This is a genomic window from Bradyrhizobium sp. 186 (assembly GCF_023101685.1).
GTDB lineage: Bacteria > Pseudomonadota > Alphaproteobacteria > Rhizobiales > Xanthobacteraceae > Bradyrhizobium.
In genome coordinates, this window is the sequence record NZ_CP082164.1 from 9,084,045 (window position 1) to 9,100,843 (window position 16,799).

Below are 16,799 nucleotides of genomic sequence, written 5' to 3' on the forward strand. Positions count from 1 at the left end.
TCCACGATGTCACTCAGCCGCGTCGACCTGTTGCGGATCATCGTCGTTCGCGTTGTCCCGATCCTTGTCTTCGCCGAGGAATTCGGGCAGCGGGCCCGCTTCGCTCTCCTGCTCCACTGACGACGCATTGGGATCGACAAGACGCAGCGGCTCCGGCAACCAGCCCGAACCATCGAGAAGACGCTCAGCCTCCTTGGCCATGTCGGCCTTCTCAAATGGTCGATCAGTTGCGCCGACGACTCGCCCTTGGCTTCCCGCACTGCCTCCAGAATGCGAGGCTTGGTGACCCGGCCGAGATAATTGTCGACGGAGGGCTTCCACCCCGCTTGAACCATGTCGAGGCCGACGGCACGTGCCAGGGCGTTGGCCTGGTCCAGTCGCGTGCGAACGCCGTGGGCGGAGACGCGGCCCTGATTGTAACGGCTAGCCGGCTCATAGACGGCGTTGACCGCAAATGACGCACAGTGGGCGAACAGTAATGCCTGTTCGTCGCCATCGAGGGCTGTGAGGGCGCCCCAGAGATTGTTCTCGGCCGTCGGCAATTGTGCTTTCCAGGATTCATGCCGCGCCTCAACCGCCTTCGCAGACGCGCTTTCCCTCAAGCCAGGCGCTTGAGCCGGAAAGGTCGGCGTGCGAAGGCCGATCTCAAGGCAGCTCCCGGACGATGCGAACCGGTAAAAAGCCGTCAGCACGAAGTTGTGCAGCACCGCCTGGAACGCAATCGCAGGATTTTCTGCCAGCGCATCCCGCAACGCCAGCGTGCGATGCGCTGTCAGCTCGGTGATCAGCCGATCCGGCAGAGGTTTCGTCCCGTCCTCATCATCTTCTTCCGTATCAGTAGCGCCGCCAGCCACCGCGATGACCGTGCGCTGGACGGAAGTGCCAGCCGCCTTCCCCTCGATCGACTGTGTGTCGGCGCCCTGCCCGACATCAGGATCGTCTGCCGACACGTCGTCCTCCGGCCGGGCGTAACCCCGATCCACCGAGAGGCGGCCTTCGGAATCGATGCAGACGAAGACGCCAGCGCGGCCGATCTCGGCCGGAACGTAAATCATCGACCGGTCTTCGAACGCGACCAGTGCCGCCTCGATTTCCCCGAGACGCTGATCGACCTCATCGGGCAACTCGTCGGCATCCTGATAATCGGATTGGAGCTTGGCTTGCTCCGAGTTGAGTGCTTCGATGGTGGTCTGCTCCTCTGGGGAGAGATCGACAGGTTTACCCTCGATTTCGCGCAGACCCTCAGTGTGGCCGTAGGGGAAATCAACGGCGACCGAAATCCACATCCAGCCTTCGGCTGCAATCGTCTCGGCTTTGGCTTTGAGCTTTTCTGTCACGAGACGGTCCAGCAACGCAACGTCCTGGAGCCAGCCGCCATCATCGTGCTAGAACAGATCCCGCAAAACGCCGCCACCAGCCTGCTCGTAAGCATCCAGCCCAATGAACTGAACGCGGCGATCGGACGCGCGCACGGTATTTTCGGTCAGCATTCGCCGGATCTGATAGGGCTCGTCATAGCCGGATCGGCTGACGTTCTCCCAGACCTGCTCCTGCCTGGCGTGGTCGGCTGTAACAGAGAAGGCCATGAGCTGCTCGAGAGTCATGCCGTCTTCGGCATAGACGTCGTGCAGCTTTGGCGACACGGACGCCAGCCGGAGTCGTTGCTTCACGACGGCCGGTCTCACGAAGTGCCGGGCAGCGATATCCTCGTCGGATAATCCGGCGCCACTCAAGGTCTGGAAGGCTCGGAACTGATCGAGCGGATGCAGCGCTTAGGTTATGCGTCAACTGTCCTGTTAGCTGCATGGCGTTGATTCTTTTACCTTTCTGGTTACGCCTTGCATTTTGGGTGTATCTTTGGCGCTGAAGCGTTGCCGTTTGGTGTCAATCACGATGGCTTTCTCGACGGAAGCGATAGTCGCCCTTTGATAAGCGTAGTGCTTTGGCGATAGCCTTGTTGATGTCGTCGAGATTGCAGGACTCCGGGTGGAACTTGCCGCCAGCCCATCGATGCATGGCTTTGTGTTCTTCATGGTCGGGGTCGAGCCAGGCCTCGAGGAAGTTGGCATAGCCTGAAGGCCCACCAGCGTCTTCGGGAGGTCCTGAGCGTGCGGCGGCGATACAGCGAGGATATTCGGCGCTCTCCTCGCGTGCGACTCGCTCCAAGCGCAGCAGATGACGCCAATTATCGCCAAAGTCGTATTCGTAGAGGATCGTGAGAGGGTTTTCCTCGGGATCGTAGGGAAAGTGAAGGTCGATCATCCTGACCTCGGTCGCCTCGAAGGTCCGGCTGTCGGACAGACCGTCCTCATCGAACTCCGGGGCTCCATAGATAAGACCGCCAATATTGAACTGATGCAAATGGCTGTCGGTCCAGCCAAAGGCGGCCTGCAGCACCTCGTGGAGTTGGGCGAGGTTGAGAGTGATTGGCAGTTCGAGAGTGCGGCTGATCTTGGGCTCGATGCCAAGGATATGAACCTCGGCGCGCACAATGAAGCTATCTGGATCGAAGGGGTCAAGCATGCCGCAGATCATGCCGCGCATGATTGTCGCAGGCAATGGATGGGGCGACAATTGTCCTTCGACGAGCGCAGCGACACGAACCGGCAATCGTAAACGACGTCAGGATTTTGGCCCGCGCGGGAGGGCCACCGGCTTCATGGCGCGATCGCGCTCAGTGATCAGGCGGGCATTATGACGCTTCTGCCGCTCAACCTCCGTTTCGGCTTCGAGGATGCGCTTCAGCAGGACGGCATTTTCCGTCACCATACGCCGCTCCTCGATCTGCAAGACCTGGATCAGAGCGCGCTGCTGGGCGAGTTTGTCTTCCCAGGCCGCCAGCTTCTCGGGGACGATCCTGCGATCGCTGGCGCGACGCAACTCGTCGATCATCGAACGATGATTGGTGTAGATCGCGTTGCGGCCGACACGCGCCTCACGTGCGAGCGTGGCAACGGTCAGACGGTAGGATCGCTTTTGCAGGTCCGGGTGTGTGGGCAGTCCCTTAACCAGGCGCTCCAGAGCTTCCCGCAGCTTGCGATCCGTGTTGCGCAGGCGTTTTTCGTGCGGCGTCAGCGCCGGCATCTCGCTGGATTTACGCACCATCGCGACCATCCTTCCCGTGATCGAGATCGCCGAGGATGCGATCGCATTCAGCAATGCGCGTTTCGGCAACTTTCCGGCTGATGGGGTCCAGCCCCGGGGTGATCGAGCAGGCCAGCATTGCGATCCCGGCGCGCCTGCCAGACCGGCCTATGCCTGGCCGTGACGGCAAAGTTGGCGCAGGACAGACAGGTGCTTTCGGTTCTCAGCACAGGGTTCGGTCCCCGCTCGTCGCCGAAGCAGGCAGCGGTTTCGACACGGTAGACGCAATAACCCCAGTCACAGACCCCGAGCCTGAGGTCGGTCTCCTTCATAAGGAAGCTGACATAGGCCTGGACATCGCCGTCACGCGTGCGTCCCCGGAACTGCGAGCGAGCGGCAATCATCCGCCCGCCCTTGCCGCCAAGCGCTGTCGCCGTCAGCACCTCTTCGAGGGCGGCGCGCGTTTCCTCCTGAGCATGGCGATCGATAAGATCGTCGAGAGCGAAGTCGGTCCCAACATAACCGCGATCGGTCATCGCACGGGTGACATGACCGAAGTGCGCCTGAAGCGCATGCAGGCCGGTCCGGTCGCGCTTGCCGACGAAGCGGGCGAAGGTCTTTCGGCCCTGATGCGTGTTCAGATGCCAGGGCTCACCCTCATGATGCGGCAGAGCGATGAACGGCGCCAACTGGTTGTTCAACCGCGATATGATCGCGGAGACGACGGGCAAATTAATCCGGGCGGCGGGACCAATAAGGCCGTTGCTGGCCATCGCCAGAAAGAGATCGGGCCGCCCGCTTTGGGCGCGCAAGCGGGCCGACACCCGTTCCATGACCAGGATGGCGCGTTCGACCGGCGGCGGCGCGACCCAGCGATGGGCCTCGCCATCAGCGCCGCGTGCTGTCTTGTAGATCCGGCCAACGAGATAGGCGAAGCGTTCGCTGCCATCACCTGACGGATGCTGCTCGATGCAGCCGACTTGAAGCCCGATAATCTCCGAGACCCGGGCGCCGATCAGATAGGCAATGACGACGAAGCAGGCGTCGTAGATGCGATCGACAAGATACCGCACCTGCTTGGTGCTGCTGACAGGTGCGGCATGCCATGGCGCGTCCTCGCCGGGTAACGTCGAGAATGTGAACGCGGCGATCGCGTCGGTCACGATGAAGCCAGCCTTCGTCTGGCTGATCCCCTGCGCAAGCGCATCGTCATAAACGGTCTGCGCCAGCGTCTGCAACGCGATGACATCATCAGCCGGGGCTCCGATCAGTCGCAACGCTGCCGAGACAAGCGGGACGGCGATCTCATCGGGCGTATAGGGCAGCCAACCGCGATCATGACGGAGCACAGGCTTCCCAATGCCCGGGAACGGATCAGCGATCGCCACTTCCGGGAACTTCGCCCCCTGCAGGTAAAGACGTGTCAGCAGGTTGGCGTATTTTTGCAACGTCCCCGACTTCAGGGGCTTATCCATCTCTTTGCCCGGGCGCGTCGCCATCGATGCTAAGAACCGCTCGCAAGCGTCGCGATCGAGATCGACGAAGCGCCGATATCCTTGCGCTGCCATCCAGCGGATCAGTATCCGCAAATCCTTGAAGACGGAGACGATGGTTGCCTCATGGACATTGCGACGGCCGGGCGGCGGGTCCAGCTTCAGGCTCCACAGGAACAGCTTTGCCGCCTCTCGCCAATCTGTCCAGTGCGGTTCGCTGAACCGGCTGTCGTCAGCAAGGATAAAGCCCCAGTCGAGCGAGAAGTCACTCCGGTTGCCGCCCGGGCGGTATCCGTCGAGATGGTCGGATCAGGTCTGGCGCGCGCCATGTGTTCCGCGTCGATCGGGATGACCAGTCCAGGGCAGCGCAGACATCCGCCGAAGTGCCGGCAGACCCTGCCAGCCATCGAGCCGGGTGACGTCCCCGCAATCGGATTGAGACAATCATGGCTGAACGGGGCACTCGCGTTGGCACCCAGGGCAATCCGCTCGCGCGCCGGATGATCCCCGGTGTCGGTCTCCCTGCCGATAATCCAGCCGAGCATCAGGTCCTGCAATCTGGCGATGGCCTCGCGCTGGACACGGCGCGTCTGCGGCCCCTTGATGTAAAGTTCGGTCGTGTCGACGCGAGCGTGATTGAGCACGTCCTGTGTCACGACGATATCGCCGCCGGATGCCTTGTAATGTTCGGTGGCGACGCTGCCTCGAAGCAGCACGGCGGCAAACTCCGGCAGCAAAGGCCGTGCCCGTTCGGGTGCTGCCTTATTCCAGATGGCGATCCGAGCGTTCGAACGGCTGACGAACGGTTTCACGGCGTGCGACAATGTCGCCTCGGGAATGAGCGTGACTGTGTCCTTCTTCTCGCTCTTCACCAGGAACAAACGATTTCGATCCTGTCGGCCGGCTCGAGATACAAGTGGCGCCGTCATCGCCAACAGCCTGTCGATCAGGTTCGGCGCGGCATACCGGCGATGGCGATCGAAGGATCGTCTTTGCGCGCGCTTAATCATCCGTCCGGCCCGGGGCTTGGCCCACTCGATGATGACGCGATGCTCATCGAGTGGATGCGCCACCTGGCATTCGCGTGTGATCAGCCGCAGCGCGTCCGGATTGCCTGCCGTCTGGATCGCAAGGGCGATGAAGAAGGCAACGACCGTTTCTCCGGTCAGGTGAAGATAGCCACCGAGATGACGAAGTCCTCCATGACGCGCGACTGCCGGTATGTTGACCTGGCTTCGGATCGCGAGAGTGCGCGATGGCAGGACCCCGTCATTCACCCGGGCGAGCGCCCGGATCAGGTCGCAAAGTTCAGCATCGACACCATCAACCGGTCCGCTCGTGGCGAGGATCCTTCGCCCCGTTTCGAAGCGCTCCCAAGCCTCGTCGATCTCCTCGTAACAAGCGCGAAGAATGGCTTTAAGGTCGTCTCCGCCAAGGCGTGTGCGGGAATCGGCATTGCGGTTCGGCCAGGCCCGCCAGGGGAAGTCGATGCGCCCGGGCAACCGGGCTGGATGCCGACGCTTGGTCCAGTCGATCATCTGGCGCAGCTGCATCAGCACATTCGCCCGCGACCCCTTCGACCAGGGCTTGTTCGTCTGTCCCGCGATCTGTTGATCCAGCCAGGCGACATAGCGCCCGACCATTGCGGTGGTCAGATCCCCGGCAGAAAGAACATGCCCGTCCTCCACCGCAAAGCGCGCGAAGATGCGCAGCGCCATCCAGCAATGACGCAGCGTTTCAGAACTCGATGCGGCATGATGATTGCGGAAGGCGTCTGCCAGAAGCATCGCAATGTCTGTCGGCAAACCAAGCTTGCCGAGATCGTAGCGCTTTGCGACCTCGCCCCAACCGTCACGGAAGACGGCGACGGTATCGGCCGGCTGCTCCAGCACGATCGGTGACGCAGCCGATAGACGCCGGTCGATACGCTCACGCTTACCGGTCATCGGGGATCAACTCGCCGTAGAGATAGTCGATGCTGTCGGCGAGTTCCCGGGCATTCAGCTCGACGCAGCGCAGGTAGATCGCCGTGCTCTGGATCGAACTGTGCCCCAGCAGGACCTGGACGATCTTCAGCGGATTGAGGTCAGGCGTGATTGATGCCTGTCGCTGTAATCGCACCAGCATGGTCATCGCAAAGGTATGGCGCAACCAATGCAGCGAACCCGCCACACCGGCGGCCGGGAAGGCTTCCGCAAACACCGCCGTCAATCGGCTCTTGCGGATCGCATTTCCCTGAAGATTGAGGAAGAGCGCCGATGGTGGTCGATAATCCGACCGTTGGCGACGCAATGCTCGAACCTGCGGCGTGCGCACTTCGTTGATATAGCGTTGCGTGCGATCAACCAGGCGGATCGGTGGGTAGATCGTGCGAGGCTTGTCGCCCTTGGTGATCGTCAAGGGCACGCCGACCAGCGGATGGTCCTCGTCATCGAGATGTGCCGTCTCCGGGACCTGGAAGACAGCCAAGCCGCAAAGCTCCTTGCGCCGTAATCCCGTCGCCAGCGCCCATTCCGCCATCAGGCGGTAGGGCATCTCCAACTGGGCGAAGATCCGGCGCAACTGATCGACCCGCAATGGTCGCGGCAAGCGCTCATGCTCGGCGACTGTCAGGATGTTCGCCGCCACGACATGGCGCGCATCGACATGCGCAAGGAACGATTGTCGCCGGCCAGGGCCCACCCGCACGTCGACAAAGTGGAACGGCAAGGCCTCGATCCAGCCGCGTCCCTGCGCCCAGGCATAAAACCGGCAGACCGTACGAACCCGATCATTCACGGTCGACCGCGCATATGGCCGCTTCGTATGCGGACTCGGCTGCGACAGCATGCGATTGCGCCAGGCCGCAATCTCCGCCTCGCTCACCGCGCGCCAGTCGAGACCAGATTGTTCCAGACTGTCGAACCAATCATGCAGGTGCTCGCAATAGGTCCGTATCGTTTCCGCCGCATGCGAGCGGCCCGGAATCGTAGCCAGCTCCATCAGCCAGGCGAATGCCGGCTCAATAATCGCCATCCGTTCCGACACCAGTATAGGAAACCCGGCTGGGATTGCGGCATAGCCCATCGCCGCCTTGATGATCCGCACCATACTGTCCTCTTTGGTCCTAGCCGTTCGAAACGGCAAAGGACACCGCGCTGGGCGCAACTCCCTGTACAGCAACAAAGAAGACAGCTTCCCGAACCGGTTGTTATCTAAGCGGAGCGCCTGCGGCGCACTCTTCTCTTTGAATGCGAGGGGTTCCCCTCGCGCTCTCCCGTTCGCCACGTGGCAGGGTTGCAGGACTTCGCCTGCAACCATTTGACTAGTTTGTGGTGTCGCCGCCGCGTCAAGCGTTGTCCTCGCTACACTGCGGGAACGCTTGACCCGGACGTCTGTGTGCCCTCCTCGAATGCCCGCGAATATGAGTGATGACGATGACAGGCCCGCGAACTTAACAGGACAAGTTGTTGGCAGAACCTAAAAGCCCTAAGCGCTCGTCATTCTCTGCAAGCGAGTCGTCTTCAGCAATGCCCCCCTTGCGCACGACACAAGGAACCGCCTGCGTCTTCGCCATGCGCTTCTGCTTTACGAGAGTTCCAACGCGCGATAGCGCCGGCCGCCGGCCGGCACCTCGAACATGGCGGCCTCATTGCCTTTGGCGTCCACAACCCCCCGCACGTTGAGACTTTGCAGGAGCGTACGCTGCGCGATACTTTCGGCAAGTTGCTCGATGGAGATGCCCGTCTTCACATGCCGGACGTTGGACTGGCTGAGGACCAGCTTGTTGAACGGAATGTCACGTGAGGGGGACAGCGTGATCTTTTGGACAGTCTTCGTCATATCGATTCTCCATGACGGGCAGCCGAGAGCCTCTCTCTCGGCGTCCAACCCGTCGCGGAAACGACCCAGCCCTTCTTACTCTTGTGCCCGCGGCTACCGGGCAGAACCTCACGCCGCCTGCTGATCCTCCGTCATCATGTCGACAACTGGTTCTGGGAGAAAGCCAAGGTAGTCCGCGACCTTGCTGGCCTGGGAAGCGGCCCGGATAATTGCACGATTGTCCTCGCGCAGCACGTCAAGCCACGAGCCGATATAATCGGCGTGTCGCACCGTGGGCACGATACCGAGTGACGCGCAACCGAACGCAGACGAGATCTCCGCAACCAACTCCTCAAACGCATACTTCTTGGTACCAAAGCTGCCCGACAAGTCACGGTTGAGACGCGATGGATGGCCGCTGGCGTGCGCCAGCTCGTGCAAGGCCGTTCGATGCCAATTGATCGGTTCGAAAAAGGCCTGCGGTGGAGGCACCTGCACATAGTCTTCCGCAGGCATATAGAAGGCCCGGTTGCCGCCGATGCGGAAGTCGAGGCCGGTCGCCTTGATCAGATGCTCGACCCGTGGCTCGATCAAGCTTGGAGGCGGAGGCGACGGCGTCGTTGCGATCTCTGGAGGCAGGCCGTCGCACTGATCGGTGTTGAAGACTGTGAAACGCTTGAGGAATGGAACTGGCTGCGCTTCCTCACCGTTCTCGCTCGCGCGGCGCTTTTCGTCGACCGGCACAAAGCGGTCGGCATAGACGACGGTCGTGCCGCGCTCGCCCTTGCGGACGTGACCACCGAGCGACAGCGCCTGGCGGAATGTAAGCCAGCTCTGACCTGTGAAAGCGCGCTCAGTCGCGGCCCCCCAGAGGATTAGAATGTTGATTCCGCTATATTGACGGCCGGTCGCTGCGCTTTTCGGCATGGCCAAAGGCGCCTTCGCCGCCGCGGTGCCCCAAGGCTGCACCCACGGCACGCGGCCAGCCTCCAGCTCGGCGATGATCTTGTTGGTGATTTCGTCATAAAGGCTCCTCCGGTCCTCACCGGTACGCGCCCGAGGATAGTGTCTGGACATCGCGGATCTCCGCGACGGGCGCCGCGAGCCTCTCTCGCAGCCTGTAACCCGTCACGGCAAAACCGCGCGGCACTCTTACTCTCAGGCCTCCAAGTGAGAGAATGCGAAATCTGCGGGGCGGCCTGCCTTTCGTCCGACTCTTCATGGGACTTGGTATTGACGTGCAGGGCCGGAGGCCCCGACCAGGCGTGCGCCAAGGGCGCATCGCCTCAACGGAAAATGGCACCCGCAGGAGCGTGAGCATAGCGACGCCGAAGGCGGCACGCGGGACCGAGTGCAGCGACGAGACCGGTTAAAAGGGTACCCGGGAACGGGGCATTGATAGCGACGCCGGCATACTTCATGACGGCGGGCCCCTTTTCCGAGTGCCCCCGGCGAGGAGCTCCGCAGCTCTTGCGCGAGGGATCGAAGCCGGACGGCCGAGACGCAAAGCGGCTCGGTGCACCGAGAGCCCGATGCGGCGGAGCCGCACGCGCGCAAGCGGAAGAACTCCACCAAGGTTTGAGTCGGAGGACCTAGATTTCCTCGCGCGCATTTGTCTGCGCGTCGTAAATCCTGATCTGAAGCATGGGAAAACGCTTCTTTAGTTCTTCGCCACCTGCCCTGGCGCCGTCTCTGGTTGTAAATTCGGCTTTGAGCCGGCCGTCCACTTCAAGCAAGTAACCAGAGGCCGGCAATTCACGGGTGGCTGCAACCATTTCATTCCCATTGTGCAGTGAGATTGGGAATGATGGGTAGCGTGAGTCGCCCAAACCGCGCCAGAGCCACCTGCCCAAGTGCGGTGATTGGCCAACCCACCTTGTGGATTGGCGCCTTGCTGGGATCACCTCAAGGATGGGCATTTGCATCGTCCGAACAGGCGGACGGCCTTCCGCTTGCGCGGATGCATGCACGATAGAGCCACGGCTCGACATAGCTGCCCTTCCAGAGTCCTCGGCCCGCGCGCTCAGCCTCGCGCTGAGCTTCGTGATACCTGCCCTTCGAGTATTGGAGCCAATCCAGCGCAAGACCGTTGCGTACAAGCCATTCACCGAGATCCTTGCCCGCGACCGAGCAGGTCGCGACCGTGCGGCCATACGGGTCGAGGCTGACTGGAACACAATTGACGGGACGGCGGGCAATGAAGGCGTCAAGGTCGTTCGCGGCCTGCGCACCGCAACGATATTGTAAGCTGTCTTCGCCGCGGCACAGCTGACTGCTCTCCGGTGCATCGATACCCCAAAGCCGGATGCGCACTCCATGCATTTCCAACGTGTCGCCGTCGATCACGCTGGCCTGTCCGGCAAAATCGTCAGCCAAGGCCACGCTCGACAGAATGGCGAGAATCAATGCGACAGAGGTTCGACGCATTCCAACGACCTTGTAGCTACCGCAAATCTCGCGGATCGGATTTTGGCCAATTCTCAAGTGGCTTCAGTGCCGGCAGGTTCTCCGGCCGCTCGGGAAAATGAAACTCCGTGCCGCGCAACCAACGTCCCTTGAAGCGAGCCCAGAACAGAATCGCGTCCATCTGCCAAGTGAATTTATAAACCTTCCAGACGCCGTCATTCTTTAAAACTTCGCCGGTCGCGTTGAATGGCAGGCTGTTCAGCCGGCAAAGCGCGTAAATTTCGTCCCGGCGCGCCCCTTGGGATGAGGCAAAGGGCGTTGCAGCGCCCTTTGCCAGACGAGGCGCTGAAAGTCGTCATGCGCGACGCGGACAAGGAAGACAAGATTGCTGCGTGGCTGGTTTTACACAGGGCGGCGGAACACGTGGAAAAGCAGCTGCCCCGACGATTTGAATCCCTGCTCTGTGTTAGCAGCCGGAACGAATCGAGGGCTGCAAGGATTCGTCCTTCGCGGAGGAGCGATCTTGATGCTGATGACCAAGGAGAGGCGGACGGCGATCCGCACGGTACGGGGATGGGCGATAGCCGTTCTGCAGGAGGCAGGCGCGATCCGCCAGTGTGCGTACCACGGCTGGATGCAGGACCGCGCAGATCCGCACGCCCGTGAGCGGGCGTTCGAAATCGCCCGCCAGGATCCGCCACCAAGCCTTTCGCCCGAGGCGGCCGCCGGCGCGCTGACCGAGGTCCTGGACTCGATCGGCGATACCTGCCCCGAATGCCCACCCGAGGTCTAGGTAACGCGCTGGACGATCAAGGTGAGCAATAACCTAGCGTTCGAGACGCTTCTCGATGCGCTTCCGGCTGTTGCCGACCTTTTTGACAGCTTTCTTGACCGCTGACGCCGACCGTCCTGTCTTCTTGGATTCATACCCCACTTCATACTTTTGGCCGCCCGCCACACGCGCCCGGTCCTGTTTTCGCCCGCGCGCCGTCTTCGTCTTCTTCGCTGCCGCCATGGGTACCTCCTGTTGTGAGATCGATGCAACGCAACAGGGACTCGCAGGTTCCGGAACGATTCAAACTGTGCCAATTTGAATCGGTGTAGCGTGGAGTGCTTCAGTGGCGTTTCAGCGTCAAAAACCGGCGGCCCTTGGCGTTAAGGCGCCCTTCCCCGGCTTCATCGAACCGGCCTTGGCCACCTCGATCGAGAAGGTGCCGTCCGGAGAGCGCTGGATTCATGAGATCAAGTTCGACGGCTACCGTGTTCAGGTCCATCTGGCTAACGAGGCGGCGAAGATTTTCACCCGGCGCGGCCATGATTGGACGCATCGCTTCAAGAAGGTCGCCCATGACGCCTGGCGGATCAAGGCGAACTCGGCCGTTGTGGACGGCGAGATCGTGGTACCGGCCGCCGACGGCACTACCGACTTCTCGGTCCTGCAGAACGAGCTCAAGGGCAAGTCGACGAGCATCATGCTTGTGGCGTTCGATTTGCTCTACCTGAATGGCCGCGATCTTCGGAAGCTGCCGCTGATCCAGAGGAAAGCCGAACTGAGGAAGATCGTCGATGGCACCGACGTCCAGTTCAGCGAAAGCTTCGAGATCGAGGGACGCGAGATGTTCGCACACGCCTGCAAGCTCGGCCTGGAAGGTGTCGTCTCGAAGGTACGAGACGGTCCCTATCCCAAAGGCCGTACAAGCGATTGGGTGAAGAAAACCTGCGCCCAGCGGGAGACGCTGACCATTGCCGGTTTCGCACTCGATGGAACGAAGTGGGACGGCATTTATGTCGGCAGGCGCAAGGGCGACGATCTGATCTATGCGGGCAAGGTCGACCACGGCTTTGACAAGACTTCCGCCGCTGACCTCCAGAAGAGACTGAAGCCGCTGATCCGGAAGACGCAGCCGTACACCAAGCGGATCGCACATAAGGGCATCTGGGTCGAACCAAAGCTGCTCGCCGAAATCGAGTATCGCGCGAAGTCGGCCGAGGGAAAGGTTCGGCACCCGTTCTTCCGGGGCCTGCGGGAGGACCTGTGATGGATGCATTCGACCGCTTCTGGCAGTGGGCCAACAAGCCCCTGGAAAGCCAACTGACGATTCCAGCCGAACTACACCAAGCCGTCATAGAGCTCGCTCCTGAGGACCAGCGGGACCGCGCCGCCGTGAACCAGGCCGCAGCACGCGTACCAGAGCCCGAACGATGAGCGCTCGAAGGGTCGCTGGCCTTCACGCTTGGGTGCGGCCACAGAAACTAACCCCGCGCGCGCCGCAGCGCGGCTTCCAATCGCGCCTTCTCCTTGTCCCAGCGGGCTTGCTCGGTTTGCGATTTCTTCTCAAGAGTCTCGATATCGGCTTGGATGGCGGCGGCCTGCTTCGCGTGCTCCTGCTCGGCCTTGTCCAGCGCAGCCTGCGCCTTGTCGACCGCCTGCTGACGGCGTTCATGCTCCTTCCGCCTGGCGGCCTCTTCCTTCGCCCGTTCAAGCTCGCGGCGCGATTGCTCCTTTTCGAAGGCGAGAGCGGCCTTTTGCTCCGCCGCCTTGTCGACGGGGCGAGAGGAAGGCCTTTTCGCCCCAGGACCTTTCGACTTGCGGGCGGCTTTCGTTGGCCTGGTACCGCCAAGATCGGTAGGCAGCTTGGCATGTTCGCCGAAGGGTCCGTCGGATCCGACGGCGCGCCTGAGAACAACGCCCGGTTTCTCCATGGCCGCGGCAATGACGTCCGGATCGTCACTTTCCTTCGCCGCGCCCTGGTGGAAGAGATTACTGTCTGCGCCCCACGCTTCCAGAGCCGCCTTCATCGACGGAGCGGCGATCGCCAGATCGAAGAAGCCCAGCGAAGTTTGGTAGGTCTTCAGTTTTCTGGCCATCGGCCTGATCCGCCCTCCCCGATCAATCGTCAATGTCGCGCACGCCACGACGCCTGCGGAACACGACGCGGCCTCGAAGCGTTCCCCAATCCTTGGAGGACGTCCATGCATTTCGCAACCTGCTCTTAAGGATTGGCCCCGAATGAGCCGGACGTCGACCCTGCCCAAGCGCCTGCAGCCGATGCTCGCCACACTTACCGACGCGCCGTTCGATGATCCCGGCTGGGTTTTCGAGGACAAGTACGACGGCTTCCGGATGATCGCAGAAATCCGGCGGGGCAAGGTTGCGCTCTACAGCCGCAATGGCAAGATCATCAGCCGCAGCTATATGGAAGTAGCCAAAGCGCTGGAGGGCGTGAAGGGCGACGCCGTGATCGATGGCGAACTCGTCGCGATCGGAAAGGACGGTTTCTCGCATTTCCAGCTGCTTCAAAACGCGCTGCGCCATGAAGCGAAGCTCCTGTATTGCGCCTTCGATCTTATGTTTGAGAACGCAGTGGACTTGCGCAAGCAGCCTCTCCTCGAGCGCAAGAAGCGGCTGAAGGCGATTCTGCCGCGCGACAAGCTGATCGCCTTCAGCGCTCACCGCAAAGGGGACGGTACGAAATTCTTCGCCGAGGCAGAGCGGAAGGGTTTGGAAGGCGTCATGGCGAAGCGCGCCGACAGCGCGTATTCGTCCGGAAGCCGGACCCCGGATTGGTTGAAGATCAAGACGGCAAACCGGCAGGAAGTGGTGATCGCCGGCTTCACGGCGCCCAGGCGCACCAGGCCGTTCTTCGGCGCCCTCGTCCTCGCCGTGCGGGAAGGCCGCGCATGGCGCTACATCGGACATGTCGGCACTGGCTTCAGCCACAAGGTCCTGGAAGACCTCCATGCCAAGCTCGTGAAGCTGACGGCTCCTCAATCACCATTTCCTGCCAAAGTGAAGGACGAGGCCACCACGACCTGGGTCAAGCCCTCGCTGGTTGCCGAGGTCAAGTTCGCGGAGTGGACGGGCAAGGGCGAACTGCGCCAGCCCATCTACCTCGGACTCAGGTCCGACAAGCGGGCGAAGGATGTCGTGCGCGAACGAGAACGTTCGCGTAAATAGCGATCCCTTCGCGGCGGTGCGTTCAGTCGCCTCCAAGGTCGTGAATTTCCGGCTGTATGCCCTCAGGCGTGACTTCAAGCGTCGCAAGCGTGATCGGCAGCTTGAAGCGCCGCCGTCCCGCGCTGCCGGGATTCAGGTAGAGAACGCCGCCGACCGTGTCGATCTTCGGTACGTGGGAATGCCCTGAGACGATCACGTCGATGCCGGCGCCGGGATCGACCTGCAGCGTCTTCAGGTCGTGCAGAACGTAGATCGACTTTCCCGCCAGGCGCACGAGTTTCGTGTCGGGGTATTCGCGGGCCCACTCGCCGCTGTCCACGTTTCCACGGATGGCCGTGACGGGCGCGATCCGGCGAAGCGCGTCGACGATCTCGGGGCGCCCGATGTCGCCGGCATGGATGATATGATTGACACCCGTCAAGCCTCGTTCCGCCTCGGGCCTCAACAGGCCGTGCGTGTCCGAAATGATTCCAATCCTAAACGTCATTTCCCGGCGGTCTCAACCGCGATCGCCAAAAGACGATCGAGAAGCTCTACCTGCCCGGACAGCAACTTCGTCCGCGCAAACTCGATATCGAACCATTCCGCGCGGTCGACTTCGGGAAAGCTCTGCCGTCGACCGCTTCGTGGCGGCCATTCGATATCGAAGGTATTGCTGATCAGCGCAGCCGGGTCAAAATGGCCTTCTCCGGCGAATGCGATGACGCGCTTTCCTCCTCGCTGTCGGATCTCCCCCAGCGGCTGGAGTGGATCAATCGAAGCATTCGGGCCGAGTTCTTCGGCAAACTCGCGCCGCGCGACCTGCTCCGGACCATCAGCGGCATCGATTTCGCCCTTGGGAATGGACCAGGCGCCATTATCCTTCTTGCGCCAGAACGGACCGCCGGGATGAACGAGCAGAACCTCGAGCCCGCGAGCGCCCTCGCGGTATGCGAGAATGCCCGCGCTCAACGTCGATCTCCTGGAAATCGTTTTCAGCGCAGCCATATCGCTCCCTGCCGCGGACACGAAGTAACGGCCGTCTGGCGTCAGTGGATGCCGAACGACACGCTAGGCTGACTTCCGCTGCGGTCTGGCCGCTGGCTTCTTCGCGGCTTCCTTGGCCGGTTTCTTGCCGGCAATCGGCATCAGCATTTCCTTCTGCCCGGCCGCCGCCTTGCGCGCCTTCTTGGCTGACTTCTTCGGCGCCTCTGTCGTTGCCGCCGTGCCTCCCCCGATGCTCTTCCGCAGCGCGTCCATCAGGTCGACCACGTTCTCGCCGCGGGGACGCGCTTTCGCGGTGATGGGTTTACCGGCGCGCTTCTGGTTGATGAGATCGATGAGGGCGGTTTCGTACTGGTCTTCGAACTTGTCCGGCTCGAAATGGCCCGCCTTTTGATTGACGATGTGCTTGGCGAGATCGAGCATATCCTTGGTGACTTTGACGTCCTGGATATCGTCGAAATATTCCTCCGCAGAACGCACCTCGTAAGGATAGCGCAGCAGCGTCCCCATCAGCCCCTTGTCCAGCGGCTCGAGGGCGATGATGTGCTCACGGTTGGTCAGCACCACCCGTCCGATCGCGACCTTGTTCATCTCACGGATCGTTTCGCGGACGACGGCGAAGGCGTCGTGGCCGACCTTTCCGTCCGGCACCAGGTAATAAGGACGGATCAGGTACCTCGGGTCGATCTCGCTGCGGTTGACGAACTCGTCGATCTCGATGGTTCGTGTCGATTCCAGCGCGACGTTCTCGAGTTCCTTCTTCGTCACCTCGATGAAGGTGTCGGTGTCGACCTTGTAGCCCTTGACGATGTCCTCGTTGGCGACCTCCTCGCCGGTGTCAGCATCCACCTTGGCATATTTGATGCGGTGGCCGGTCTTCCGGTTGAGCTGGTTGAACGAGACCTTTTCGGATTCCGATGTGGCCGGATAGAGCGCTACCGGACAGGTGACGAGGGAAAGGCGCAGAAAACCTTTCCAGTTCGCGCGGGGGGCCATGGCGGGGAACTCCATACTGATGCCGGATTCAAGACGAATGGCCCGGCTTGGTTCCGACATTGCAGCCTTCTGAACAG

17 protein-coding genes and 2 pseudogenes are annotated in these 16,799 nt (G+C 61.6%); 4 read left to right on the top strand and 15 right to left on the bottom strand.

All coding sequences use genetic code 11. The features are described from left to right. Positions 1 to 9: 9 nt before the first annotated feature. The 10 genes and pseudogenes from IVB18_RS43245 to IVB18_RS43290 all read right to left on the bottom strand — a co-directional run bounded on the left by IVB18_RS43245 (position 10) and on the right by IVB18_RS43290 (position 10,805). Positions 10 to 1,769: pseudogene (locus IVB18_RS43245) on the bottom strand (DNA-binding protein). A gap of 115 nt (positions 1,770 to 1,884) precedes the next feature. Next, complete coding sequence (locus IVB18_RS43250) at positions 1,885 to 2,535, bottom strand: plasmid pRiA4b ORF-3 family protein (protein ID WP_346731045.1); 651 nt, start codon at positions 2,533 to 2,535, stop codon at positions 1,885 to 1,887. An 87-nt stretch (positions 2,536 to 2,622) separates the two neighbouring features. Then, a complete protein-coding gene (locus IVB18_RS43255) occupies positions 2,623 to 3,114 on the bottom strand; it encodes a hypothetical protein (protein ID WP_247986180.1) in 492 nt (163 codons plus the stop codon). A 38-nt stretch (positions 3,115 to 3,152) separates the two neighbouring features. Further along, a complete protein-coding gene (locus IVB18_RS43260; RefSeq protein ID WP_247986181.1) occupies positions 3,153 to 4,559 on the bottom strand; it encodes an integrase in 1,407 nt (468 codons plus the stop codon). A 179-nt stretch (positions 4,560 to 4,738) separates the two neighbouring features. Beyond that, positions 4,739 to 6,469, bottom strand: coding sequence for a hypothetical protein (locus IVB18_RS43265; protein ID WP_247986182.1), 1,731 nt, complete (start codon positions 6,467 to 6,469; stop codon positions 4,739 to 4,741). Positions 6,470 to 6,512: 43 nt separating this feature from the next. Continuing rightward, complete coding sequence (locus IVB18_RS43270; protein ID WP_247986183.1) at positions 6,513 to 7,877, bottom strand: site-specific integrase; 1,365 nt, start codon at positions 7,875 to 7,877, stop codon at positions 6,513 to 6,515. Between the two features lie 163 nt (positions 7,878 to 8,040). Beyond that, positions 8,041 to 8,399: pseudogene (locus tag IVB18_RS43275) on the bottom strand (ParB/Srx family N-terminal domain-containing protein); the annotation flags it as partial. Positions 8,400 to 8,507: 108 nt separating this feature from the next. Next, positions 8,508 to 9,455 (bottom strand): zincin-like metallopeptidase domain-containing protein, encoded by a 948-nt coding sequence (locus IVB18_RS43280; RefSeq protein ID WP_247986184.1) that lies wholly within the window; start codon positions 9,453 to 9,455, stop codon positions 8,508 to 8,510. A gap of 515 nt (positions 9,456 to 9,970) precedes the next feature. Then, a complete protein-coding gene (locus tag IVB18_RS43285) occupies positions 9,971 to 10,153 on the bottom strand; it encodes a hypothetical protein (RefSeq protein ID WP_247986185.1) in 183 nt (60 codons plus the stop codon). 130 nt (positions 10,154 to 10,283) lie between these two features. Further along, the gene (locus IVB18_RS43290; RefSeq protein WP_247991872.1) at positions 10,284 to 10,805 is read right to left on the bottom strand and encodes a thermonuclease family protein; all 522 of its coding nucleotides are present in this window, start codon (positions 10,803 to 10,805) and stop codon (positions 10,284 to 10,286) included. A 505-nt stretch (positions 10,806 to 11,310) separates the two neighbouring features. Between IVB18_RS43290 and IVB18_RS43295 the strand changes: the two genes are divergently transcribed. Beyond that, the gene (locus IVB18_RS43295; protein WP_247986186.1) at positions 11,311 to 11,577 is read left to right on the top strand and encodes a hypothetical protein; all 267 of its coding nucleotides are present in this window, start codon (positions 11,311 to 11,313) and stop codon (positions 11,575 to 11,577) included. A 33-nt stretch (positions 11,578 to 11,610) separates the two neighbouring features. On the opposite strand, the gene IVB18_RS43300 is transcribed toward IVB18_RS43295, so the two are convergent. Next, entirely contained in the window at positions 11,611 to 11,799 is a 189-nt protein-coding gene (locus IVB18_RS43300) for a DUF3606 domain-containing protein (RefSeq protein ID WP_247986187.1), read from the bottom strand. A gap of 103 nt (positions 11,800 to 11,902) precedes the next feature. Between IVB18_RS43300 and ligD (IVB18_RS43305) the strand changes: the two genes are divergently transcribed. Then, positions 11,903 to 12,823 carry a non-homologous end-joining DNA ligase gene (gene ligD / locus IVB18_RS43305; RefSeq protein ID WP_247986188.1) on the top strand — a complete coding sequence of 307 codons (921 nt, stop codon included), beginning with the start codon at positions 11,903 to 11,905 and terminating at the stop codon, positions 12,821 to 12,823. After that, positions 12,823 to 12,990 carry a hypothetical protein gene (locus tag IVB18_RS43310; RefSeq protein ID WP_247986189.1) on the top strand — a complete coding sequence of 56 codons (168 nt, stop codon included), beginning with the start codon at positions 12,823 to 12,825 and terminating at the stop codon, positions 12,988 to 12,990. The genes ligD (IVB18_RS43305) and IVB18_RS43310 overlap by 1 nt, the downstream gene beginning before the upstream one ends. A 47-nt stretch (positions 12,991 to 13,037) precedes the next feature. Here the strand turns inward: IVB18_RS43310 and IVB18_RS43315 are convergent, their stop codons facing one another. After that, entirely contained in the window at positions 13,038 to 13,652 is a 615-nt protein-coding gene (locus IVB18_RS43315) for a cell envelope biogenesis protein TolA (protein ID WP_247986190.1), read from the bottom strand. 142 nt (positions 13,653 to 13,794) lie between these two features. Here IVB18_RS43315 and ligD (IVB18_RS43320) point away from each other — a divergent pair, with 142 nt between their 5' ends. Then, positions 13,795 to 14,742 carry a non-homologous end-joining DNA ligase gene (gene ligD, locus IVB18_RS43320; RefSeq protein WP_247986191.1) on the top strand — a complete coding sequence of 316 codons (948 nt, stop codon included), beginning with the start codon at positions 13,795 to 13,797 and terminating at the stop codon, positions 14,740 to 14,742. Positions 14,743 to 14,764: 22 nt separating this feature from the next. Here ligD (IVB18_RS43320) and IVB18_RS43325 read toward each other — a convergent pair whose 3' ends face one another. The 3 genes from IVB18_RS43325 to IVB18_RS43335 all read right to left on the bottom strand — a co-directional run bounded on the left by IVB18_RS43325 (position 14,765) and on the right by IVB18_RS43335 (position 16,722). After that, the gene (locus IVB18_RS43325) at positions 14,765 to 15,229 is read right to left on the bottom strand and encodes a metallophosphoesterase family protein (RefSeq protein WP_247986192.1); all 465 of its coding nucleotides are present in this window, start codon (positions 15,227 to 15,229) and stop codon (positions 14,765 to 14,767) included. Next, positions 15,226 to 15,729, bottom strand: coding sequence for an NUDIX domain-containing protein (locus tag IVB18_RS43330; protein WP_247986193.1), 504 nt, complete (start codon positions 15,727 to 15,729; stop codon positions 15,226 to 15,228). The genes IVB18_RS43325 and IVB18_RS43330 overlap by 4 nt, the downstream gene beginning before the upstream one ends. 63 nt (positions 15,730 to 15,792) lie before the next feature. Beyond that, on the bottom strand, positions 15,793 to 16,722 hold the full coding sequence (locus IVB18_RS43335) for a Ku protein (RefSeq protein WP_247986194.1): 930 nt from the start codon (positions 16,720 to 16,722) through the stop codon (positions 15,793 to 15,795). Between the last annotated feature and the right edge of the window lie 77 nt (positions 16,723 to 16,799).

Bases quoted from the DNA above. Each gene is read 5' to 3' on its own strand.
- IVB18_RS43260 (WP_247986181.1), bottom strand. From the start codon at position 4,559: ATGGATAAGCCCCTGAAGTCGGGGACGTTGCAAAAATACGCCAACCTG.
- IVB18_RS43315 (WP_247986190.1), bottom strand. From the start codon at position 13,652: ATGGCCAGAAAACTGAAGACCTACCAAACTTCGCTGGGCTTCTTCGAT.
- IVB18_RS43295 (WP_247986186.1), top strand. From the start codon at position 11,311: ATGCTGATGACCAAGGAGAGGCGGACGGCGATCCGCACGGTACGGGGA.
- IVB18_RS43270 (WP_247986183.1), bottom strand. From the start codon at position 7,877: ATGGTTGCAGGCGAAGTCCTGCAACCCTGCCACGTGGCGAACGGGAGA.
- IVB18_RS43290 (WP_247991872.1), bottom strand. From the start codon at position 10,805: ATGCGTCGAACCTCTGTCGCATTGATTCTCGCCATTCTGTCGAGCGTG.
- IVB18_RS43255 (WP_247986180.1), bottom strand. From the start codon at position 3,114: ATGGTCGCGATGGTGCGTAAATCCAGCGAGATGCCGGCGCTGACGCCG.
- IVB18_RS43310 (WP_247986189.1), top strand. From the start codon at position 12,823: ATGGATGCATTCGACCGCTTCTGGCAGTGGGCCAACAAGCCCCTGGAA.
- IVB18_RS43330 (WP_247986193.1), bottom strand. From the start codon at position 15,729: ATGGCTGCGCTGAAAACGATTTCCAGGAGATCGACGTTGAGCGCGGGC.
- ligD (WP_247986191.1), top strand. From the start codon at position 13,795: ATGAGCCGGACGTCGACCCTGCCCAAGCGCCTGCAGCCGATGCTCGCC.
- IVB18_RS43335 (WP_247986194.1), bottom strand. From the start codon at position 16,722: ATGGCCCCCCGCGCGAACTGGAAAGGTTTTCTGCGCCTTTCCCTCGTC.
- IVB18_RS43325 (WP_247986192.1), bottom strand. From the start codon at position 15,229: ATGACGTTTAGGATTGGAATCATTTCGGACACGCACGGCCTGTTGAGG.
- IVB18_RS43300 (WP_247986187.1), bottom strand. From the start codon at position 11,799: ATGGCGGCAGCGAAGAAGACGAAGACGGCGCGCGGGCGAAAACAGGAC.
- IVB18_RS43285 (WP_247986185.1), bottom strand. From the start codon at position 10,153: ATGGTTGCAGCCACCCGTGAATTGCCGGCCTCTGGTTACTTGCTTGAA.
- IVB18_RS43280 (WP_247986184.1), bottom strand. From the start codon at position 9,455: ATGTCCAGACACTATCCTCGGGCGCGTACCGGTGAGGACCGGAGGAGC.
- IVB18_RS43250 (WP_346731045.1), bottom strand. From the start codon at position 2,535: ATGATCTGCGGCATGCTTGACCCCTTCGATCCAGATAGCTTCATTGTG.